Source organism: Pseudoalteromonas sp. SCSIO 43088 (genome assembly GCF_023650795.1).
GTDB lineage: Bacteria > Pseudomonadota > Gammaproteobacteria > Enterobacterales > Alteromonadaceae > Pseudoalteromonas > Pseudoalteromonas shioyasakiensis.
This window is the reverse complement of record NZ_CP072675.1, coordinates 425,150-447,952: the sequence shown is the minus strand read 5'-3', so window position 1 is coordinate 447,952 and position 22,803 is coordinate 425,150. Positions and strand designations below refer to the sequence as shown.

22 protein-coding genes are annotated in these 22,803 nt (G+C 42.2%); 3 read left to right on the top strand and 19 right to left on the bottom strand.

Translation table 11 applies throughout. The features are described 5' to 3' along the window. Window positions 1-54: 54 nt before the first annotated feature. The 10 genes from J8Z28_RS02175 to J8Z28_RS02130 form a co-directional block, all read right to left on the bottom strand. Window positions 55-1,482: an NAD-dependent succinate-semialdehyde dehydrogenase gene (locus J8Z28_RS02175; RefSeq protein ID WP_175079129.1), complete on the bottom strand. Its 1,428-nt coding sequence runs from the start codon at window positions 1,480-1,482 to the stop codon at window positions 55-57. Between the two features lie 327 nt (window positions 1,483-1,809). After that, the gene (gene fdx / locus J8Z28_RS02170; RefSeq protein ID WP_054563549.1) at window positions 1,810-2,148 is read right to left on the bottom strand and encodes an ISC system 2Fe-2S type ferredoxin; all 339 of its coding nucleotides are present in this window, start codon (window positions 2,146-2,148) and stop codon (window positions 1,810-1,812) included. 11 nt (window positions 2,149-2,159) lie between these two features. After that, window positions 2,160-4,022, bottom strand: coding sequence for a Fe-S protein assembly chaperone HscA (gene hscA / locus J8Z28_RS02165; protein WP_250659802.1), 1,863 nt, complete (start codon window positions 4,020-4,022; stop codon window positions 2,160-2,162). Window positions 4,023-4,069: 47 nt separating this feature from the next. Beyond that, window positions 4,070-4,597 carry a co-chaperone HscB gene (hscB, locus tag J8Z28_RS02160; protein WP_250659801.1) on the bottom strand — a complete coding sequence of 176 codons (528 nt, stop codon included), beginning with the start codon at window positions 4,595-4,597 and terminating at the stop codon, window positions 4,070-4,072. Between the two features lie 78 nt (window positions 4,598-4,675). Beyond that, window positions 4,676-4,999, bottom strand: a complete 324-nt coding sequence (iscA, locus tag J8Z28_RS02155; protein WP_054552502.1) for an iron-sulfur cluster assembly protein IscA — start codon at window positions 4,997-4,999, stop codon at window positions 4,676-4,678. A gap of 11 nt (window positions 5,000-5,010) precedes the next feature. Beyond that, window positions 5,011-5,394 (bottom strand): Fe-S cluster assembly scaffold IscU, encoded by a 384-nt coding sequence (gene iscU / locus J8Z28_RS02150; protein ID WP_054552501.1) that lies wholly within the window; start codon window positions 5,392-5,394, stop codon window positions 5,011-5,013. Window positions 5,395-5,434: 40 nt separating this feature from the next. Continuing rightward, entirely contained in the window at window positions 5,435-6,652 is a 1,218-nt protein-coding gene (locus J8Z28_RS02145) for an IscS subfamily cysteine desulfurase (RefSeq protein ID WP_054552500.1), read from the bottom strand. A 22-nt stretch (window positions 6,653-6,674) separates the two neighbouring features. Continuing rightward, window positions 6,675-7,166 carry a Fe-S cluster assembly transcriptional regulator IscR gene (gene iscR / locus J8Z28_RS02140; RefSeq protein WP_054552499.1) on the bottom strand — a complete coding sequence of 164 codons (492 nt, stop codon included), beginning with the start codon at window positions 7,164-7,166 and terminating at the stop codon, window positions 6,675-6,677. 231 nt (window positions 7,167-7,397) lie between these two features. Beyond that, window positions 7,398-8,120 carry a tRNA (cytosine(32)/uridine(32)-2'-O)-methyltransferase TrmJ gene (gene trmJ / locus J8Z28_RS02135; RefSeq protein WP_054563546.1) on the bottom strand — a complete coding sequence of 241 codons (723 nt, stop codon included), beginning with the start codon at window positions 8,118-8,120 and terminating at the stop codon, window positions 7,398-7,400. A 254-nt stretch (window positions 8,121-8,374) separates the two neighbouring features. Next, the gene (locus J8Z28_RS02130) at window positions 8,375-8,722 is read right to left on the bottom strand and encodes a four helix bundle protein (protein ID WP_199529801.1); all 348 of its coding nucleotides are present in this window, start codon (window positions 8,720-8,722) and stop codon (window positions 8,375-8,377) included. 233 nt (window positions 8,723-8,955) lie between these two features. Between J8Z28_RS02130 and suhB the strand changes: the two genes are divergently transcribed. Then, window positions 8,956-9,759 (top strand): inositol-1-monophosphatase, encoded by an 804-nt coding sequence (gene suhB / locus J8Z28_RS02125; RefSeq protein WP_054552496.1) that lies wholly within the window; start codon window positions 8,956-8,958, stop codon window positions 9,757-9,759. 34 nt (window positions 9,760-9,793) lie between these two features. Here suhB and J8Z28_RS02120 read toward each other — a convergent pair whose 3' ends face one another. The 8 genes from J8Z28_RS02120 to queA form a co-directional block, all read right to left on the bottom strand. After that, window positions 9,794-10,624 (bottom strand): substrate-binding periplasmic protein, encoded by an 831-nt coding sequence (locus J8Z28_RS02120; protein WP_250659800.1) that lies wholly within the window; start codon window positions 10,622-10,624, stop codon window positions 9,794-9,796. Between the two features lie 84 nt (window positions 10,625-10,708). Next, entirely contained in the window at window positions 10,709-12,499 is a 1,791-nt protein-coding gene (locus J8Z28_RS02115) for a GGDEF domain-containing protein (protein WP_250659799.1), read from the bottom strand. A gap of 87 nt (window positions 12,500-12,586) precedes the next feature. Next, on the bottom strand, window positions 12,587-13,138 hold the full coding sequence (locus tag J8Z28_RS02110; protein ID WP_250659798.1) for a hypothetical protein: 552 nt from the start codon (window positions 13,136-13,138) through the stop codon (window positions 12,587-12,589). A 56-nt stretch (window positions 13,139-13,194) separates the two neighbouring features. Then, window positions 13,195-14,142: a protein translocase subunit SecF gene (gene secF, locus J8Z28_RS02105; protein ID WP_063528501.1), complete on the bottom strand. Its 948-nt coding sequence runs from the start codon at window positions 14,140-14,142 to the stop codon at window positions 13,195-13,197. Window positions 14,143-14,150: 8 nt separating this feature from the next. Next, window positions 14,151-16,010, bottom strand: coding sequence for a protein translocase subunit SecD (gene secD, locus J8Z28_RS02100; protein WP_063528500.1), 1,860 nt, complete (start codon window positions 16,008-16,010; stop codon window positions 14,151-14,153). 22 nt (window positions 16,011-16,032) lie between these two features. Then, window positions 16,033-16,371, bottom strand: a complete 339-nt coding sequence (gene yajC / locus J8Z28_RS02095; RefSeq protein WP_036973302.1) for a preprotein translocase subunit YajC — start codon at window positions 16,369-16,371, stop codon at window positions 16,033-16,035. 29 nt (window positions 16,372-16,400) lie between these two features. Continuing rightward, window positions 16,401-17,528, bottom strand: a complete 1,128-nt coding sequence (gene tgt, locus J8Z28_RS02090; protein ID WP_058583935.1) for a tRNA guanosine(34) transglycosylase Tgt — start codon at window positions 17,526-17,528, stop codon at window positions 16,401-16,403. A gap of 148 nt (window positions 17,529-17,676) precedes the next feature. Further along, a complete protein-coding gene (queA, locus tag J8Z28_RS02085) occupies window positions 17,677-18,708 on the bottom strand; it encodes a tRNA preQ1(34) S-adenosylmethionine ribosyltransferase-isomerase QueA (protein WP_250659797.1) in 1,032 nt (343 codons plus the stop codon). 214 nt (window positions 18,709-18,922) lie between these two features. On the opposite strand from queA, the gene J8Z28_RS02080 reads away from it, so the two are divergent. Together J8Z28_RS02080 and J8Z28_RS02075 are read left to right on the top strand one after the other, a co-directional pair. Next, window positions 18,923-21,433: a two-component system response regulator gene (locus J8Z28_RS02080; protein ID WP_250659796.1), complete on the top strand. Its 2,511-nt coding sequence runs from the start codon at window positions 18,923-18,925 to the stop codon at window positions 21,431-21,433. Window positions 21,434-21,666: 233 nt separating this feature from the next. Further along, window positions 21,667-21,870 (top strand): hypothetical protein, encoded by a 204-nt coding sequence (locus J8Z28_RS02075; protein WP_054563535.1) that lies wholly within the window; start codon window positions 21,667-21,669, stop codon window positions 21,868-21,870. A gap of 23 nt (window positions 21,871-21,893) precedes the next feature. Here J8Z28_RS02075 and J8Z28_RS02070 read toward each other — a convergent pair whose 3' ends face one another. Then, window positions 21,894-22,802 (bottom strand): hypothetical protein, encoded by a 909-nt coding sequence (locus J8Z28_RS02070; protein WP_063528176.1) that lies wholly within the window; start codon window positions 22,800-22,802, stop codon window positions 21,894-21,896. Between the last annotated feature and the right edge of the window lies 1 nt (window position 22,803).

The window sequence follows — 22,803 nt, the reverse complement described above, 5'->3', positions numbered from 1 at the left end:
CAGCTATCAGCTATCAGCTATCAGCTATCAGGCTGAAGGCTGACGGCTGACGGCTCAAACCTTAACACAAAGATACTTCTCTTCTAGGTACTCATCTAACCCTTGGTGACCACCTTCTCGGCCTAAGCCTGACTGTTTAACACCGCCAAACGGCGCTACCGGGTTTGAAATGAGACCTTCGTTAATACCTATCATGCCGTATTCAAGTGCTTCGCTTACGCGATAAACTTGCTTGATGTTTTCACTATAAAAGTACGCAGCTAAACCGTAAGGTACGTCGTTCGCAAGCTGAAGAACTTCTTCTTCATCATCAAAAGCGATGATGCTGACTACAGGGCCAAACACTTCATCATGATAGATATCCATCTCTGGGGTCACATCGGTTAAAATTAATGGCGCTTGAAAGCTACCTTCAAGCTCGCTGTTGTCACCGATTAACGACGCCCCTTTATCAACCGCATCTTGCACAAGCGTTTGAACTTTCTCTTTTGCTTTAGGGTAAATTAATGGGCCGATATCTACCCCGTCATCTAGACCATTACCTACCTTTAACTCAGCCACTTTGTCTGTCAGTTTTTCGAGCACCGTTTCAAGCACTGAGCGCTGAACAAAAATTCGGTTAGCGGCAACACAAGTTTGCCCTGCGTTTCTGAATTTAGCCCCCATTAGGCCAGCAACAGCTTCATCTAAATCGGCATTATCAAAGATAATGAACGGGGCATTGCCGCCAAGCTCCATTGACGTTTGTTTAATTGTTGAGGCACACTGCGATAGTAACTGCTTACCTACACCGGTTGAGCCTGTGAATGTGAACTTACGAACACGCTCCGACTCGGTCATGATCTCACCCACCATTTTTGCGTTTTCAGAGACCACCACGTTCAGCGCTCCTTTTACAAATCCTGCTTTATCAGCAAGGTAGGCTAAGGCAATAGCGCATAATGGCGTATGCTCCGAAGGTTTAATCACAAAACTACAACCCGCGGCATAAGCGGGTGCAACTTTACGGGTGATCATGGCAATCGGGAAATTCCAAGGTGTAATACCAGCCACCACACCAATTGGTTGCTTTATCGTTGTTAAACGATGCTTACTGTCGGTAGCAGGAATTGTGTCGCCATAACTACGCTTTGCCTCTTCACTAAACCATTTAATAAAGCCAGCACCGTATTCCACTTCGCCCAAGGCTTCTTTTAAAGGCTTACCCTGCTCTTTAGTCATTAACTCAGCAAGCTGTTGCTTGTGCTCAATAACCAACTCATACCATCGGCGCAGCGTTTCACTACGTTCGGTTGCAGTTGTTTGCTTTAGTTTGCTAAATGCCTCGTCAGCACTTTTTAAAGCCTGCTCAACCCCGGCTTCATCAATATCAGAAACCTGAGTAATTACCTCAGCGGTTGCGGGGTTATCTACACTAAAACGCTGGCTCGTAGAATAAAAGTCACCGTCGATAAACGAATCAGAAAAAACCAAATCAGACATAGAACCTCCAAAATCAGCTATCAGCTATCAGCTATCAGCTATCAGCTATCAGCTATCAGCTATCAGCTATCAGCTATCAGCTATCAGCTATCAGCTATCAGCTATCAGCTATCAGCTATCAGCTATCAGCTATCAGCTATCAGCTATCAAAAACATAAAACCTGAGAGATCAATGTAAAGCTACTTCAGTTCATTAACACAAAGAACTAAACCTCTATCTCGATCTGCTAAAAACTGACGGCTGAAAGCTGACAGCTCTAAAAACAAAAAACCGCTGTAGAGACCAAGCAACTACAGCGGTTTTTACGAAATCAAAGCCGTTAAAAATTAATGCTCTTCATTAACGATATTGAGATTATACTTTGGAATTTCAACCACTAAATCTTCATCTTTGATCACCGCTTGGCAACCAAGGCGTGACTCTGGCTCAAGACCCCATGCTTTATCTAGCATGTCATCTTCTAGCTCATCACTTTCATCTAAAGAGTCAAAGCCTTCACGGATGACTAAGTGGCATGTTGTACAAGCACATGATTTTTCACATGCATGCGGAATGCTAATACCGTTTTTTAGTGCAACATCTAATACCGTTTCACCTGCAGGAGCTTCAATAGCAGCGCCTTCTGGGCATAACTCTTCGTGTGGAAGAAAAATAATTTGTGGCATACCTTACCTCGTTAAACTTCGTCTACTGACTGCCCTTGCAGCGCTTTTTTGATTGATGCATCCATTCTACGAGCAGCAAATTCGCTACTTGCATTGTCTACAGCTTCAATCGCTGCTTTAATTTCTGCAGGTGTTGTTGCGCTTTCGCGTACGGCAACAAGTTTAGCAATTTCTGCTTTTAACGCACCTAATTCTTGTTCATCAAGTAATGCACTGTCGGTTGCCAGTGATGCTTCAAGCGCTTCAACAACTCGTAACGCTTCAACTTGCTGTTCTTTCAGCATACGCGCTTGCATATCGTCTTTTGCATTAGTCATTGATTCTTTTAGCATGTTTGCAACTTGGTCGTCCGATAAACCAAATGATGGTTTGACCTGAATTTCAGCTTGCACACCGGTTGATTTTTCCATTGCCGATACACTTAATAGGCCATCAGCATCTACTTTAAAGGTTACGCGAATGTGCGCAGCACCGGCTGCCATGGCCGGAATACCTTTTAAGCTGAATTTAGCCAACGAACGACAATCGTCAACTAGCTCACGCTCACCTTGTAGTACATGCAATGACATAGCCGTTTGACCATCTTTGAAAGTAGTAAACTCTTGTGCACGTGCTACAGGGATCGTGGTATTACGTGGAATGATTTTCTCAACCAAGCCACCCATGGTTTCAAGACCTAGCGACAGTGGTAATACGTCTAATAGCAACATGTCTGAATCTGGCTTATTGCCAACCAATACATCTGCTTGCAGTGCCGCACCGAGTGCAACTACGCGATCTGGATCGATAGAAGTCAGTGGCTCTTTATCAAAAAATGCAGCAACTTGAGAGCGTACAATTGGCATACGAGTCGAGCCGCCAACCATTACAACTTGTAGTACTTCTTCATTCTCGATACCGGCATCTTTAACCGCACGGCGACAAGAACGTAGTGTTTTCTTCACAAGGCTAAGAGCAAGCTCATCAAACGTTTCGCGGGTTACTTCAACTTTGTGGCTTTGACCATCAAACTCTAAACCAACATTTACAGTTTGGTATTGGCTTAGCGCTTCTTTACAGGCTTTTGCTTTATTAATGAATAAACGCAATACCGATGCAGAAAGCTCGCTAACACCCGTTTGTTTTTTGAAGTAATCAACTAATAGCGAGTCAAAATCGTCACCACCAAGGCTTGAGTTACCGCCAGTCGCAAGTACTTCGAATACACCTTGGTGTAAACGTAAAATAGAAATATCAAAGGTACCGCCACCTAAATCGTATACGGCGATAATACCTTCTTGGCCTGAATCAAGGCCATAAGCTACAGCAGCTGCCGTTGGCTCGTTTAATAAACGTAAAACCTTAATACCAGCAAGCTCTGCGGCATCTTTAGTGCTTTGACGCTGAGCATCATCAAAATAAGCTGGCACAGTAATAACCGCGCCTAAGATGTCTTGGCCTGCAAAGCTATCTTCTGCACGTAATTTTAATGCTTTTAAAATTTCACTCGATGCAGTAACAGGGCTAATTGCACCCGCAACCGTGCTGATTGCTAATGAGCCATCATGCTCACAAAATTCGTACGGCAGTTGACCATAGCTTTTTTCGATTTCAGCCTGAGTTTTACCTAAAAAACGCTTAACTGAAATTAGTGTGTTTGCAGGGTCTTGAGTAGCAGCTGCTGCCGCTCGTTCACCAACCACAATGCTATCTGCTTGATATTGAACAACCGAAGGTAGCATCGCATTGCCTGCTAAATCAGTCAGTGTACGCGCTTCGCCGCTTTGCACTGTTGCAACTAACGAGTTAGTTGTACCAAGGTCAATACCGACTGCTAATTTGTGCTCATGTGGTGCCGCGCTCTGCCCCGGCTCAGCAATTTGCAATAATGCCATAATGCTCTTTTTAAACTCTTAAATAGCTGTTGTATAACAACTAACGATTAATCATCAAATAAACTGTCTTCAATACGCTCTAGTTCATCGCGTAGCTTATAAACAAACTTCAATTTACGAATATTATCAGCGGCAGCTTTCCATTGTTGCTCATCATTACTTGCCAGCTGAGCGGCTAATTCGCTGCTGTATTGCTTATCGAGCTGTTTAATTTGCGCTTCAAACTGGGCAATTGCTGCATCAGGATCTGCGGCATTTTCAAGTTCTTCTAATTCTTCACGCAGCTCCATTTGCTGCATTAAGAATAGCGGGTCTTGTAATGTTTGTTGCTCGGCGCGAATATCAACACCAAGCTCGCTTAGCATGTACTCAGCACGTTTTACCGGGTGTTTTAAGGTTTGTAATGCATCATTGATTTCTGCTGCATTTTGCACAGCAAGTAATTTATCACGGCTGCTAGAGCTTGCGTGGCGATCTGGGTGAACTGCACGTTGCAGCTCAAGGTAGTGTTTATTAATAGTCGCTAAATCAATGTTGTAATCTACTGGAATTGCAAATAACTCAAAGTAACGCATTACATAGTCCAACTCGGTAAACAGGAAAGAACAAAGCCCTACATAGGCAGGGCTTCAAGCAAAGAAAGTTTTATAAGCTTAAACGGTGAAGCTTTCGCCGCAACCACACTCATCGGCTTGGTTCGGGTTGTTAAACTTAAACCCTTCGTTCAAACCTTCTTTGGTGTAATCAAGCTCAGTACCATCAATGTAGACTAAGCTTTTAGCATCAACGATTACTTTCACACCACGGCTTTCAAAAATTTCGTCGCCGTCTGCTAACTCATCAACAAATTCAAGAACATAAGCAAGACCTGAACAGCCCGTCGTTTTAATGCCAACGCGTAGGCCAATGCCTTTGCCGCGATTTGCTAAAAATGATTCTACGCGGTTTGCTGCCGCATCTGTCAATGTCACTGCCATGAATTTATCTCTTACTTCGCTTGTTTGCTTTTGTAGTCAGCAATTGCTGCTTGAATCGCGTCTTCTGCTAAAATTGAACAGTGAATTTTCACTGGCGGCAATTCAAGCTCAGCACTGATATCAGTGTTTTTGATTGTTGCAGCTTCATCTAATGTTTTGCCTTTTACCCACTCAGTTACAAGTGAAGAAGAAGCGATTGCGCTACCACAACCATATGTTTTGAATTTTGCGTCTTCAATTACACCTTCTGGTGATACTTTGATTTGCAATTTCATTACGTCACCACATGCTGGTGCACCCACCATACCTGTTGCAACTGATGGATCATTTTTGTCTAAAGCACCCACGTTACGTGGATTTTCAACATGATCGATTACTTTATCACTATAAGCCATAATACTATCCTCACTACCTGCTAGCGGCGGCGATCACTGATTAGTGATGCGCCCACTCAACTGAATCTAAATCAATACCTTCTTGATGCATTTCCCATAGAGGAGACATCTCACGTAAACGGCCGATCGAGTTTTTGATTAGTTCAACGGTGTAATCAATCTCTTCTTCAGTCGTAAAGCGGCCAATGCTGAAACGAATTGAGCTGTGTGCCAACTCGTCATTACGGCCTAATGCACGTAGTACATAAGAAGGCTCTAAGCTTGCTGAGGTACAGGCTGAACCTGATGAAACAGCAATGTCTTTAACAGCCATTAATAACGACTCACCTTCAACAAAGTTGAAGCTGATATTTACAATACCTGGAACTGAGTGACTTGGTTCACCATTGAAGTAAACTTCGTCCATATCAGCCATGATGCCATCAATCAGACGCTTACGAAGTGCGCTGATGTGTGCATGGTCTTTTTCGAAATCTTCTTTAGCGATTCTAAATGCCGCACCCATACCAACTAATTGGTGAGTAGCTAGTGTGCCTGAACGCATACCACGCTCATGACCACCACCGTGCATTTGCGCTTCTAAACGTGCACGTGGCTTACGACGAACATAAAGTGCGCCTACACCTTTCGGGCCATATACTTTGTGGCCAGAGAACGACATGAAATCTACTTTTAACTGTTGCACGTCAATAAGTACTTTACCTGCGCTTTGTGCAGCGTCTACGTGGAACATAATTTTGCGCTCACGGCACATTTCGCCGATTGTCGCGATATCTTGGATAACACCTAGCTCGTTATTTACGTGCATTACGCTCACAAGTACTGTGTCGTCACGCATTGCAGCTTCAAGCTTTTTAAGGTCAAGTAAACCGTTTTCTTCAACGTCCATATAGGTTACTTCGAAACCTTGACGCTCTAGTTCACGACACGTATCAAGCACTGCTTTGTGCTCTGTTTTAACAGTGATAACGTGCTTGCCTTTCTTCTTATAGAACTGCGCAGCACCTTTAATTGCTAGGTTGTTTGATTCTGTAGCACCTGAAGTGAAAACAATTTCACGCGGGTCAGCGTTGATCAGATCAGCAATATCTGTACGTGCTTGGTCAACCGCTTCTTCTGCTTGCCAACCAAAACGGTGTGAGCGTGATGCAGGGTTACCAAAATTACCGTCCATAGTCAGGCATTGCATCATTTCTTTTGCCACACGTTCATCAACAGGCGTGGTTGCTGCGTAATCTAAATAAATCGGTAACTTCATTTCTCTCTCCGCTTTCGTCAAGCTACAGTTGACAGCTTACTTGAATGTTTTCCAGTTGCTTAATTGCATTGTTGATGCTGTTATCTTGGCGCGATGCGACTTCTTTCACATCTGACTTTTCCACCAATTCAGCAAGGGTAATACTATTTAAAAACTCTTCGATACGTGCGCTTAAGTCCGACCATAAGGTATGAGTCAAACAACGCATGCCGCTTTGGCAGCCACCCGTTGCATTGTGGCAACGAGTTGCATCAACAGACTCATCAACGGCGTTAATCACATCGCCGACAGAAATTTCGTTCGCTTCTCGACCTAGTAAATATCCGCCACCTGGGCCACGCACAGAGGTCACAAGGCCGTTTTTACGTAAACGGGCGAATAGTTGTTCAAGATAAGATAACGAAATCTCTTGGCGTTCAGAAATATCGGCAAGAGGCACTGCACCCACATTTGTATGTAGTGCAACATCCAACATGGCGGTTACTGCGTATCTGCCTTTTGATGTTAACTTCATGGAGCCCCCGATGTTACTGCACGCTAAGGTGTGCAAATTTTAATTACCAGACCAAAATAGTCAAGTATTATATAAGCTATAAGCTATAAGCTATAAGCTATAAGCTATAAGCTATAAGCTATAAGCTATAAGCTATAAGCTCAGCATCAATACCTGACCTTTTTGGTCAAGTATTGAGTACATTTTAATTACCTGAGTAATTTAGTCAAGTATTATACTTATAACCTGTGATTATTTAATAGACTTATTAATAGAGGTAAGGATACCGCGTAAAATGTTCATCTCAGCTTCTTCTGGACGTGCGCGGTTAAATAAGCGACGTAGTTTAGTCATCACCATGCCAGGGTGTTGCTTGATGATAAAACCTGTGTCGTTTAGCGTTTGCTCTAAATGCTCGTAAAACAGCTCAGTTTGCTTTGCATTTGGGTAGGTTGCTTCGTCTTCTTCTTGTACTTTTGGCTGTTTATTTAAATATGCCATACGTGTTTCATAGCATAGCGTTTGCACGGCCATTGCTAGATTTAGTGAGCTGTATTCAGGGTTTGCAGGAATACATACGTGGTAGTTACATTGTTGTAGTTCTTCGTTCGTTAAACCACTATTTTCGCGACCAAACACGAGCGCAACAGGGCCATGTTCAGCCTCAGCCACTAATTTTTCACCACATTCACGTGGCTCAACCATAGGCCAAGATAAAGTACGTGAGCGTGCGCTGGTGCCAATTGTTAAGCCACAATCAGCAATCGCATCTGCCAGTGTATCAACAACCACTGTTTTACCTAAAACATCTGTCGCACCGGCGGCAAGCGCACTCGCATGACTATCAATTTCACAAGCAGGATCAACTAGATATAAATTTGATAAGCCCATCGTTTTCATAGCACGTGCCGCTGAGCCAATATTACCAGAATGTGATGTGTTAACTAATACGATACGAATATCATCAAGTGTCATTGCGTTGTTACTTACTGAAAGTCAAAAATTGCGGGGATTATAACATAGCTATCAGCTATCAGCTATCAGCTATCAGCTATCAGCTATCAGCTATCAGCTATCAGCTATCAGCTATCAGCTATCAGCTATCAGCTATCAGCTATCAGCTATCAGCTATCAGCTATCAGCTATCAGCTATCAGCTATCAGCTATCAGCTATCAGCTATCAGCTATCAGCTATCAGCTATCAGCTATCAGCTATCAGCTATCAGCTATCAGCTATCAGCTTCGATCCTATGCATAAGAGATGTCAACATTTTTGATAGCTCTTCCGTTTCACTCACCCAAGCTCTACCTATGGCGGCATCGATATATTTAATCTCAATTCCGATATAAATTTGCGTTCGTGTTTCTGCTATTGACGATCTTGATATATCTAAAAAACGTACCCGCTCTTTTTTGCTGACTCTCGCCATACCTTCTGCGATATTACTCGGTATTGATAAACCAGAACGAGTGAGCTGATTGCGAAAGCCAAAATCATTTAGATCTGTCGTTTCTTTGTAGATGTCAGCACTTAATCTTGCTGAACGCTTCCATACCTCTAATTTTTCAAAATTCATACTTGCATCCTTTTAAGTATAAAAACTTTATATAGGCACGAATTTTTCAGAATGCAAATTTCAAACTGACGGCTGACCACTAACCCCTTCTTCTGAAATTAAATCAACAACAAAATCAGAACTGTACAAAAAACAAACTAATTTATTCGAGTTTATTGTTTACTTTACGCTAGAAATCGCTAGAATACGCCGGCTTAAATATATTCGTTCTTTTACAACCCAAAGGTAATGCTATGCATCCAATGTTAAACATTGCGGTTCGCGCTGCGCGTAACGCAGGCAAAATTTTACTTCGCGCAAGTGAAGATTTATCAAAAGTTGATGTACAACAAAAAGGCACTAACGACTTAGTGACTAACATCGACAAAGAAGCTGAAGCCGCAATTCGTGATACCATTTTAAAATCTTACCCAGATCACACTATCGTAGGTGAAGAGCTTGGTGAGCATAAAGGTAAAGATGCAGATTACCAATGGATTGTTGACCCACTTGATGGCACAACTAACTTCATCAAGGGTATCCCTCATTTCGCAGTATCTATTGCACTTAAAGTTAAAGGTCGTTTAGACCAAGCTGTTATCTATGATCCAATCCGTGGTGAATTATTCACTGCTTCTCGTGGTCAAGGCGCACAGCTTAACAGCAAGCGTTTACGCGTAACTAAAACTAACGAGTTAGCAGGTTCTGTACTTGCAACTGGTTTCCCATTCAAACAAAAGCACCACTTAGACGCATACTCTGAAGCGTTTAAAGCACTTTTCGTGCACACTGCTGATATCCGCCGTGCAGGTTCTGCTGCATTAGATATGGCTTATGTTGCAGCGGGCCGTGTTGATGGTTTCTTTGAAATTGGCCTTAAGCCATGGGACACAGCAGCAGGCGAGCTTTTAGTTAAAGAAGCTGGCGGTATGGTTGTTGATTTCGCAGGTGGTATTAACTACAACCAAAGCGGCAACATCATTTGTGGTGCACCTAAGTTAACTCAAGCAATCATTCGTGAAATTCGCCCAGTGTTAACTGAGTCACTACTTCGCTAATAGCGGGTTGTAATGTAAAAATGCAAAAAAGGAGCTAAGGCTCCTTTTTTTGTGGCTGAAAATAATCGTTGTCGAGTTTTATCTCTATGACTTCACCTTCTTTAAATGGCAACTTAGCCAAGTCTTCAGCAAAGTAACTGGCAAATAACTGTTCAAATTCGCCCGTGCTTTTCATCACCTTGAGTCCTTTTAACAGAGCTTCTGCCAATTCAGGCTTGTGGTTACTGACAAAAAAGTAAAATGCCGTTGGATAGCTAATATAAAGGTCAGGCACTATAGCCAGATCGTCACTTTTGATTTGTTCCATTTCAGACATGACTTCAATGAACGAACGCGGAAAATAATCAACTCGCCCTCTGATCACTAAGCTAAACATTGCCTGGTAATTTGCCAGCGGTCTGACTGTTAAGCCGTTTTGCGCAAGGATTTTAGTATCGGGCCAATCATGGCCTTGAATGGCACTAAACTGCGCTAAATCTTGTTTCGTTTTTACATCTTTAAAACGCGGTAAAAACGCTCGCTTAGTGAGTAATGCGCGTTTACCAATGTAGCCTTTAAACAAAGGTACTTTAACTGCTATTGCAAGGTGTTCTCGCTCGGGGCTTGTCATACTCCAAAACACATCGGCTTGCTTTTCATCGAGCATCAGCAAGGTACGTTGTTGATGAGGATGAACCAGAACTTCGTTGATTTCTGCTTGATAATTACTGGCGCGTAAAGCCGCTGCCAGCAATTCATGAAGATAATAATCGCGTTTATACAGTGGGCGTTGTTCAATCGCTAAATTGACCACATTGTTAGCTTCTGTGGTAAGGCTGTATCCTAGGCTTAGCAATACTAGAATTGCACTACATAGTCGCTTCATTGTTATTTTTGTTTATTGTGTTTTTTTAAAGCTACACCCAGTTAAACAGGGACACAAGTAAAATTAAGCGAACTTAAAATTTCTTCATGAACTAATAGGGAATGCTTCATCTTTTTGGCTGCTTAAACGCACCACTGCGGGGGCTGGTCGGCTACGTTTACATACAAACAAATGACTACTCTGATAACGCTTGGCCTCTTTTTTCGCATCAGTTGCCAGCGCTGCAACTTGGTGGCTGTTAATACATAACTCTAAATCAGGCTTAACTAAACCGATTGATAATGTAAGTAGTGGCACAAACTGCTTTTTACCTTCTCGATTGCTTGCCCAATAACCCCCTTGCTCAATATGTTCTGGGGTGAAAAAGGCGCGAGACTGCAGCTCAAACTTACTAATGATGTCATGGCAAACTTGCTCTGCATCATTTTTATCAAACACCACCATAAAGTCATCACCGCCAATGTGCCCGACAAACCCTTTGCTAGTACTACAGGCCTCTACGATGACTTCAGCAAGTAATTTTATAACGCTGTCACCACTGGCATAACCGTACAGGTCATTGAATTGTTTAAAGTGGTTTAAATCAACGTATGCGAGTGAGAACGGATAATTATTACGAAGCCTCAGCTCAATTGCTTCGTTAATTGCGACATTACCCGGCAGCATAGTCAGTGGATTGGCATGTTGTGCATGGCGGATTTTTTCTTCGGTAATGTGTTTTAAGATATTACGCAAAGGCGCCAAACCTAAGTATTCACCACTTCGGGTGATAACAATGTGGCGTCGAATATCAAACTCAAACTCAGTAATTTGCTGACTCACCGTATCGAGTAACTCGTTTTCGTCAACGATTAACGGCTGTTTATCCATTAAAGAAGTAACTGGTTGCTTATCATAAAGTGCATGGCCATAGGGAGCAGCAAACACTTCAGTGAGTTGATCTCGGTGTAATAAACCAACAGGAATATTGTGCTCTAATACGGCAAGACTAGTTAGCGTTTTATCTTGCTCAAAGATACTGTGGGCATCTTTACAGCGGGTTGTTGCTTCAATGCTGGCGTGCTCGACTGCCAACCAACCGATTGCCATAGACTGCTCAAAAGTATTGCTATTGTCTGATGACTCTAAGTGCTTTAAGCAGTGGAGATTAATTTCGTAACTTGGCTGTAAGCTCGGCCTTTCGAGTAAAAAGCCTTGTGCATGTTGCACACCTAAGCTCTCGAGTAAACGAAGCTCTTCTGCCCGTTCTATGCCTTCTGCGATAACTTGCGTATTGGTGGCTTTTGCAAGCTCTATAATTGACTTTAAAAACTCTTTTTTAACCACACTCTGATCGCAGTGGTCGATAAAGTAGCGGTCTATTTTTACAAACTCAGGGCATAGCTCAGACCACTGCTTTAAGCCCGAATAGCCAGCCCCTAAGTCATCAATGGCAATCGAAAAGCCTAACTCACGATAATGGGCAATGGTCTTTAACAATAAAAAGCCATCATCGACTTTTTCTTGTTCTGTAACTTCAATTACTACCCGATTAGTTGCTAGGCCAAAGTGCTCAACTAGGTGTAATGTTTCACCTTTAGGATGGCAAGGGTCAAGTAAGGTTTTAGGGCTTACATTTAAAAATAGCTTGCCTTGTAAATTGAGTTTCACAAAGTTCTCAATTGCTCTACTGCGGCAAAGTAGCTCTAATTCAGAGATCTTATGGCAAGCAATAGCTGCACTGAATAATGCACTCGGCATTTCTAACTCAGACCCTTTCGGGCCGCGGCTTAATGCCTCATAACCCAAAATATGTTGATTAGAAATATCAAAGATAGGTTGAAACAAGGTCTCAATTGCACTGTTATCTAAGATCTGCTGTAGTTGTGCGTTCACCTTACACCTAGCGTTAGTAATACAAATAGGTGGGTAAATTATCAACCTTGTATGACAATTTTATGGCAAGGCTATGACGAGTGCAGATTACTCAATAGCGGTGATCAGCTCAAGTTGCTTAATGCGGGCAAAACTATCTGTCATTTTTAATTTAGCTTTTTGGTAATCACTCTGTGCTAAATCAGCTTGTTGCGCAAATTTATAAACTGCGAGCGGATTAAGTAATAACTTTTGTGCGTGATAACAGCTTGGTGCAGCAAACTCAGGTAGTTCAGGCTCTACATTAATTGTTATTACATTCTTTAACGCCTCTGTCCCCTCACTTTGTTGTTGCTGAAACTCTGTAGCGTCTGCCATCGCTTGCAAGCTTGCCTCACACTCTGGCAACTGTGCTTTTAGATTTAAGAACAAACCTGTTGATGAAGTAATTAGCTTAAGCGTCAAGTCTTGTAATTGCTGAGCAGTTGATTGGTTTTGTAGTGCTTCTACAACTTGCCAAGCCAACCCTTTATAGCTGTCGAACTGCTGCTGAAGTGTTACCTCAGGTATTTGCTGCACATCAGTCTGTTCTGGCTCAGGCTTATCGTCACAAGCACTAAGCATTAAAAGTATAAACACGCTAAACATCAGGTGTTTCATAATGTCTCCCATAAAAAAACCGCCCTAATTAGGGCGGTTTCTTTTTGTATCACTTATTAAGGCATAGGATCGAGATCCGCACCTTCTTTTTCAATTACTTCTGGAATTAAGTCTTCTTTACTTACACCCATTGCAATTGCTACAGCTGAAGCAACATAAACAGATGAATAAGTACCGATGAACACACCAAACAGTAATGCCGTTGCGAAACCGTGGATCGTTTGACCACCCCAGCCAAATAACGCAATCAATACTAGAATAGTGGTGATTGATGTTACTAGGGTACGGTTTAACGTTTGCGTTAATGAGATATCGATAATTTCAATCGTGTCATCAATACGCACTTTACGGAAGTTTTCACGGATACGGTCAGATACAACGATAGTATCGTTCAGTGAGTAACCTATTACCGCCAAAATAGCCGCAAGAATCGTTAAGTCAAACTCTAGGCCAAGTACTGAGAATAAGCCTAATGTGATGATAACGTCGTGTAATAGTGCTGATACAGCACCTACCGCAAAACGCCATTCAAAACGAAACGCAACGTAAATTAAGATACAGATAAGTGCAGTTAACATGGCAAGGCCACCCTGCTCTTTTAGATCTTCACCAACACTTGGGCCAACAAATTCGATACGACGCATTTCTACTGTCGACTCAACTTTTTGTAATGCCGTAATGATTTGGTTACCAATTACTTCTGCTTTTACGCCAGGACCTTGCGGAGCAAGACGCACTAAAATTTCTTTACTTGAGCCAAACAGTTGCACCGAGAAATCTTCAAAGCCACTTTCAGTGATTGCATCACGTACTTCTTTAAGATCAGGTGCTTGTGTAAAGCCTACCTCAACAGCGGTACCGCCAGTGAAGTCGAGACCAAAATTCAAGCCTTTAGTAAAAAACGACACGAAAGAAGCCAAAATCAACAAAGTTGATAATGTCATGGCAAACTTTCTTAACTTCATAAACGGGAGTGTTTTACCACCGAGTTTTAAAATTTGCATGCTGACTCCTAAATCGACAACTTATCAATACGCTTACCGCCAATGAATAAGTTGATTACCGCACGGGTACCAACAATGGCTGTAAACATAGAGGTGATAATACCAATCGCTAGTGTTACTGCGAAACCAGCAATAGGACCAGTACCCACTGCAAATAGGATCACTGCTGCGATAAGTGTTGTGATGTTAGCATCTAAAATTGTGCTAAACGCGCTGTCGTAACCAAAGTGAACGGCTTGTTGTGGACTACGACCATCAGCAAGTTCTTCACGAATACGCTCGAAGATAAGTACGTTGGCATCAACGGCCATACCGACGGTTAATACGATACCAGCAATACCCGGTAGCGTTAACGCTGCACCAGGAATAAGCGACATCACACCCACAATTAATACTAAGTTTGCGCCCAGTGCCAAATTTGCCACCATGCCGAAACCTTTGTAATAGAAAAGCATAAATACAAGAACAAACACAAAACCAAGCACAACCGCTGTCATACCAGCTTCAATGTTTTCTTGACCTAAGCTTGGACCTACCGTGCGCTCTTCAACGATTTGAATTGGCGCTACAAGTGCACCGGCACGAAGTAATAGGCTTAGGTTATGTGCTTCAGCTGGGTTATCGATACCAGTAATACGGAATGAACGATCAAGACGCGCTTGAATGGTCGCCACGTTAATCACTTCTTCAACTTTAATTGGTGGAAGTGCTTTTCCGTTTTCATCTGTTTTACCTGATGGCTTGTATTCGATGAATACCGTTGCCATGCGTTTACCGATAGCACGCTTAGTGAACGCATTCATTTTTGCGCCACCTTTGCTGTCTAGCGTAATGCTAACTTGTGGACGTTGATACTCATCCATACCTGATTGCGCGCCAGTGATGTGGCTACCTTCAAGAATAATGCGCTGCTTAAGTACCACAGGGTAACCTTCACGCGCCATGATCATTTCTGTACCTGGCGGTAAACGGCCTTGCAGGGCTGCACTTGCATCTGCGTTTTCATCAACTTCGCGGAACTCTAGGGTTGCTGTTGCACCCAGAATCTCTTTAGCACGCGCTGTATCTTGTACGCCCGGAAGCTGCACGATGATACGCTCAGCACCTTGACGCTGTACGTTAGGCTCTGCAACACCGATTTGGTTAATACGGTTACGGATAATCGTTTCGTTTTGTTTGATAGCGTAGTCACGAATCTCTTTTAGCTTTTGCTCGCTCATGCTGGCATAAAAAGCATTGTCGCTGCTGCTATCATCAACGTAAACATTTAATGGGTAACGAGTTGATAAGAAACGCTCTGCTGCATCTTTATCTTCTTCGTTACGCATTTCAACACGTAATCGCTCACTGTTCGCTACACGGCGAATAGTACGATAACGCAATTTTTCTTCACGTAAGTCACTTTTGAAATCTTGTTCCATTTGCTCAAGCTGAGTATCAACCGCCGTCGCCATGTCGATTTCCATAGTAAAGTGAACACCACCGCTTAAATCTAGGCCTAGTTTCATTGGGTTACCACCCAATGACTTTAACCACTCTGGTTGAGCAGGCGCCATATTGATTGCAGAGATATAATCTTCACTAAGGGAATCACGCAGTAGATCTTGCGCTTTTAGTTGGTCTTCAACATTCTTAAAACGAACGAGGATTTGTCCGTCTTCAAGTTTGCTTGATTTAACAGTAACGTTATGTTCTTTGAGAGTCGCATTTACTTTATCGAGTACGCTGAGGTCAGCATCAGTACCTTTAGTGCCCGATACTTGTATGGCCGGATCTCGGCCATACAAATTTGGAGAGGCATATAAAATACCAACGACTAACACTACAAGAACAAGTAAATACTTCCATAATGGAAACTTGTTTAACACGTGTGAGTCCTTATTTTTATTGTTATAGCGACTTCATAGTGCCTTTTGGCAATACTGCAGAAACAGCTGATTTTTGTACTGTTACTTCTGCTTGGTCGTTTAATGAAATCACGATGAAGTCTTTGTCATCAGCGATTTTAGCAATCTTACCTACTAAACCACCTTGCGTTAGTACTTCGTCGCCTTTCGCCATTGCGCTCATTAGGGCTTTATGCTCTTTTACACGCTTAGCTTGTGGACGGTAGATTAAGAAATAAAATACCAGACCGAAAATACCCAACATGATTAGCATTTCCATGCCACCACCTGCTGGTGCTGCACCTGCCGCACTTGCGTGGGCGTTTGAGATGAATAAACTCATTTCACTTCCTCTTTAATTTTTCTAAAAATTTAATCTGATGTATCTGCAAGCTCTGGCACTTCTTGACCACGGCGTGCATAAAAATCTGCAACAAATTCGTCTAGTTTGCCATTACTAATGGCATTACGTAAGCCTTCCATAACGCGTTGATAATAACGTAAGTTGTGAATCGTGTTTAGACGTGCGCCTAAGATTTCATTACATTTATCAAGATGATGCAAGTATGCACGTGAATAGTTTTTACACGTATGACAATCACACTCAGGATCCAGTGGACCGGTGTCTGTTTTATGTACTGCATTACGGATTTTAACAATGCCGCCAGTAACGAATAAATGACCGTTACGGGCATTACGCGTAGGCATTACACAGTCAAACATATCGATACCACGGCGAACCGCTTCTACTAAGTCTTCTGGTTTACCAACGCCCATTAAGTAACGAGGCTTGTCTTCAGGCATTTTGTAAGCACAGTGGTCAAGAATATTGATCATCTCGTTTTTCGGTTCACCAACCGATAAACCACCTAATGCATATCCATCAAAGCCAATTTCTTCTAGGCCTTTTTGTGATTGTGCACGTAGCTCAGGGTACATACCACCTTGGATAATACCAAATAGCGCAGCTGGGTTATCGCCATGACCTTCTTTTGAGCGTTTAGCCCAACGAAGTGATAACTCCATAGAATCTTTAGCTTCTTTTTCTGTCGCAGGGTATGGCGTACATTCGTCAAAGATCATCACGATGTCAGAGCCTAGATCACGCTGAACTTGCATCGCTTTTTCTGGCGAAAGCATGATTTTTTCACCATTAACTGGTGAGCTGAACATCACGCCTTCTTCTGTGATTTTACGCATTGCGCCTAAGCTGAATACTTGGAAACCGCCTGAATCAGTTAGAATTGGACGATCCCAATTCATGAAGTCGTGTAAATCACCGTGCTGCTTAATGATTTCTGTACCAGGACGTAACATTAAGTGGAAAGTGTTACCTAAGCAAATTTGTGCACCAGTATCTTTCACTTCGTCAGGCGTCATACCTTTAACAGTACCGTAAGTACCTACCGGCATAAATGCTGGTGTTTCTACAACACCACGTTCAAAAATCAAGCGGCCGCGGCGCGCTTTACCGTCAGTGCGGTCTAATTCAAATTTCATATTATCCTCAGTGTCGGAAAAACAGTCCAACAAGCTATAATTTAACCGCTCGATTCTACCCTGTTTGCGGGTTTATTACTATAAATTGGGCTAAATTCGAAAATAAAAAGCCCAGTTAAAAAACTGGGCTTTATATTAGGTATAATCGTTATTTGCGCGTTAAGAACATCGCATCACCATAACTAAAGAAGCGATACTGCTGCTCAATAGCCGTATGATAAGCACCCATTATGTTCTCTTGGCCTGCAAAGGCACTCACTAACATGATTAACGTTGATTCAGGTAAGTGGAAATTTGTCACCATGGCATCAACCACATTGAACTGATAACCCGGGTAGATAAAGATATCTGTATCACCAAAGTAAGTATCTAATTTACCGCCATGCACTTTTGCAGCTGACTCTAATGAGCGAACTGAGGTAGTACCTACAGCAATGACACGCCCACATTTTGCTTTCGTTTCGGCTACCGCTTTAACCACTTCATCTGGTACTTCGATGTACTCTGAGTGCATAACATGCTCATCAACTGAGTCAACGCGCACAGGCTGGAAGGTACCTGCACCTACGTGCAAAGTCACAAAAGCCATGTTAATGCCCTTGTCTTTTAAGGCTGCCATTAATTTATCATCAAAATGTAGGCCTGCCGTTGGCGCGGCTACGGCACCTGGCTTTTCACCATAAACCGTTTGATAACGCTCACGATCTGACTCGTTATCAGGACGGTCAATATAAGGAGGTAATGGCATGTGACCGATGTCGTTTAAGATATCTAATACATTTTCGTCTTTGGCAAATTCAAGTTCAAAAAGCTCGCCATGACGCGCAACCATGATTGCTTCGGCTTTACCTTCAAGAATGATTTTTGAGCCTGGTTTTGGCGATTTACTAGCTCGCACATGCGCAAGCACACGGTGTTCGTCGAGTACGCGCTCAACTAACACTTCAAGCTTACCGCCTGACTCTTTTTGCCCAAACATGCGGGCAGGGATCACTTTGGTGTTATTGAAAATTAATAGGTCATTTTCATTAACGAGCGATAAAATATCACTAAATACTTTATGCTCAACTTGGCCTGATGGGCCATCAAGCGTCAGTAAACGACTGCTAGTTCGATCTGCTTTAGGAAAACGAGCAATTAATTCATCAGGAAGGTCAAAGCTAAAATCAGCTACGCGCATAGAGCATATCTCTCATTAATAAAAACGCGCCAAGTTTACTCTGATACGTCCACCACCTCAAGCAAAGCCCTGCGTCAACTTGGTACTAGCTTAAAGGATTACAAACTTAAGTACTTATTAACCGCTTTTAGGTAAAGTTTGCTTGTAGATTAAGCAAAATGTCATTATTCTAGCTTATTCACTAAACATGGGTTAAGTAAGAGGTAGTAGCGCCATGGCAAAGCAGTTAAAGCTGCTAATTTTGAACGCGAGCGTTGCTGAGCGTGAAACAATTAAGACCACATTAAACAAGCTTAATGTCTTCACGTTTATCGAAGCCAGTGACTCCCAAGATGCGCTTAAAATTCTTAAAAGCCACCCGGTGGATATTATCATTACAGGCCTTGAGGTCGGTAAGATTGATGGTTGGCGCTTTTCGCGCATGATCCGTTCAGGGTTATTAAAAACACCAAAAAACACACCAATTTTACTTACTCCGCCAATCTATTGTGAACGTATAGCCGAAACCACAGCGCGCAGCTATGGCATTGATGCTGTTCTTCCATTTGAACGCCAAGATATGCTGCCGCAAGTGCTAGCCAACGTGTTATCAACTCACCTTGAAAAAAGTAGTCGTCTTAATTTATTACTACTTGAAACAGATAACCGTAAAGCAGAAGATATCAGCGAACAGTTAAAACTTAGCTTCGCGATAACCCATACCACTTCAACAAAAGCGGCACTTGCGACCTATCTGCAGCAAAAATTTGCCATTGTATTGATTGACGCCACTGAATCTCATTCAGATACCGCAGCTGGGTTAATTAGCGAAATACTACAGCACAACCCAAAGCAAGCGATTGTAACTATCATTGATAACAATGATGCAGATTATGCAGAGCAGTTGTTACTATCTGGCGTTACTGATTTTATTCGCGCCCCGTACGATCACTCGTTATTGAGTAAAGTGTGTGACCACGCTGCCCGTCGTGAAGATTTCATGGTGAGCTATGCAGAGTTTGCGCAAAAAGTAGAGCAACTAAGCCAAAGTCAAAGCCGCTATAAAGAGCTGTTTTCTGCCCACCAACGTATTTTATTACATCTAAATACTGTGGTACTTGAGTTTAACCAAGAGGGTAATATTCGCTTTATTAACCCTGCTTGGGAGCACCTAACAGGCTATGGCATTAAGTCTAGTTTAGCAAAGTCATTAACTGACTTTTGTTTACCTGAGTGTAAAACAAAGCTACAAGATACCATTCAGCGTATTCTGCATGGTGGTGAGCAACAGCAACAGGTAGAGATCCAGCTAAAACATAAAAATGGCAATGCCATTTGGGTTGAGTGTCGCTTACAGCTGATTAAAAACAGCCAAAACTCAGCGACTATTACCGCCACCATAGATAACATTCATGAGCGTAAGCAGGCAGAGTTACAACTTCGTCATTTAGCCTTGCACGATACGCTCACAGAGCTCCATAACCGTTACTACTTTGACCAACAATTACAACGTATTTGTAAAGCACAATACACCAGTAACGATACCGAGCACGCGCTGATTTATATCGATTTAGATCACTTTAAAATCATCAATGACAGTAAAGGTCATCAACAAGGTGACATCGTTTTAAAAGAAGTTGCCCAGTTATTCACAGCGAATATTAGTGATGAGCACTTAGTGTGCCGCATCGGTGGTGATGAATTTGCCGTGATCTTAAAAAATACTAACTTACTCGATGCACACTTGGTTGCAGAAAGTATTTGTATGGCGATTGAAAAGCACCGCTTTCATTCAGAAGGTCAAGAGTACTCAATTAGCTGTTCAATTGGTTTAACACAAATCACCGAGCAAAATAACGACCCAAGTGAGTGTTTAAAACAAGCTGATATCGCCCTTTATGTAGCAAAAAGCTTAGGCCGTAACTTAGTACACTGTTATTCAAAAGAAGATAGTCATCACAATAGTTTACAAGCCGGTCTTGAATGGGGTCATAGTATTCGCCAAGCATTACAACATGATGCTATCGAACTGCACTATCAACCGATTTGGGACTTTAAACGCGGCCACGTCGCCTACTTTGAAGCACTATTACGCTTAAAGCTTAATGATGAGCTTATCTACCCTAATCAGTTTATTCCTGCTTTAGAGCTTTTAAACGATACTTTCTTGATGGACCAATGTGTTATTCGTAATGCCATTAAGAGCGTTGCCGAGTACCCAGAGCTTAACCAAGTCGCAATTAACTTATCAGCACAGTCGTTTTTAGATGAACGTTTACTGCCGCACATTGAATCGAGTTTAAAAGAATACAATGTTGAACCAACACGCATTATTTTTGAGATCACCGAGTCTGCGAGTATTAACAACCTAGTTGCAACCCGTGCCATGATCGAGCGTTTGAATGGCTTAGGCTGTCACTTCTCTATTGATGACTTTGGTACTGGCTTTAGTACCTTCAATTACCTTAAACAGTTACCGGCTCAACACGTAAAAATTGATGGTTCATTTGTTCGCGACATGTTGAACGACCCTATCGATTTAGCACTTGTAAAAGCAATTAATGATATTAGCCGCTCGCTTGATAAGCGCTCTGTTGCTGAATATGTTGAAAACAAAGAAATATTCTTAGCACTAAAAGAAATTGGTATCGACTATGGTCAAGGCTACTTTATTGCCCGTCCAGTACCGGTTGAAAAAATTAGCGATGAGCTGAAAAAAATATCTGAAAATAATCTTTTTAACTAACAAATATCTAGCCTTAAAAAGCCTAAATTTAATACATTTTTAAACATTTTTTCTTAGTTTTTAAACTTCCATACTGACAATACTCATCTATACTTAAATCCACAGCAAGATAAAATGTCGTGCCTTTATAGTGATTATCCATAATAAACATGACATTACTTATTACATTAAACATACTGAGTATGACTTAACATCGTTAAGTCCATCTATTGGCGGTATAAAGGAGAAAAGTGATGACACAACTAATCGTTTTGTTGCTGATTGTGAATCTAGGGATAGCGTATCAATGTTACCGTAATGCGACCTTTAAGGGGTATCCGGTAAAAACATTTACAGGGCTAGGTTTAGTACCTTACTTTAACTTAGTCGTGTGGGTTTACTTGTTGTTTTTACCCGACTTAAAACCATTTTCAATGAATGAAAAGCAGCCACTTTAGGCTGCTTTTTTAGTTGGGAGAATTTAAAAACTATAAGTTGATGCTTTTTCGAGTAATTGCGCGGCTTTTATATCGCCAACCACACACTTTTTAATGTCTGACTTTTTAAATACTTTTACTTGCTCAGTTTTACCTTCGCTAACACCACGGATGATAAAGCTCACATGTTCATCGTTAGGCAGGTTTCTTAAACCGCTACCATAATCACATAAAGTCAGTGATAAGCTCTTATCTACTTGCTTAGCTAAAGAAGCCAGCTGTTGCTTTTGCTCTTTTACACGAGCTTGTTTTTTCTCGGCTAACTCTTTGCGCATTTGTTGCTGCTTTTGTGATAACTTTTGCTGCTGCTTTTCAAGCTCTTTAATCGATGCTTGCAATGCTTGTTTACGCTTCTCGAGCTCTTGCTCTTTGGCATCTTTATCGTGGCGACGGTCAAATTCAAGGTCACGCTTTTCACGTTCAAGATCACGGATTTCACGGCTCACATCGCGCTCTTGCTCAGCAACTTCACGTACTCGCTCTGCGCTTTCGCGCATCACTTCCATGGCTTGCTGATAGGCTTCTTGCGTTTTCACGACTACTGCATCGCTGATCACTTGCACATGTTCGCCTAACACTTCGATTTCAGTTAGTTCTTCAAAGTCGATATCTGGCATAGGTGGCAGCGGCGCATCGGGTACAGAGGCAAACACTGTAGACCAGCGCGAACTGCCTCGTACATCAAAGCTAAACACCACACCTTGATGCTGCAAATAACTCGAAGACACATTTCTTACCTTGTTATCGGTATCTTGTTTTAACGCCGCTGAGAGGATTTTTTCCATGATCCCGACTTCACGCTGAATTTTATCTAATTCATCACTTGCTTGTGCCGGTAAGCTTACTGCTGTGCAAAGCAATAAGGCTGCCGTAGTTGATTTGTATTTTGACATC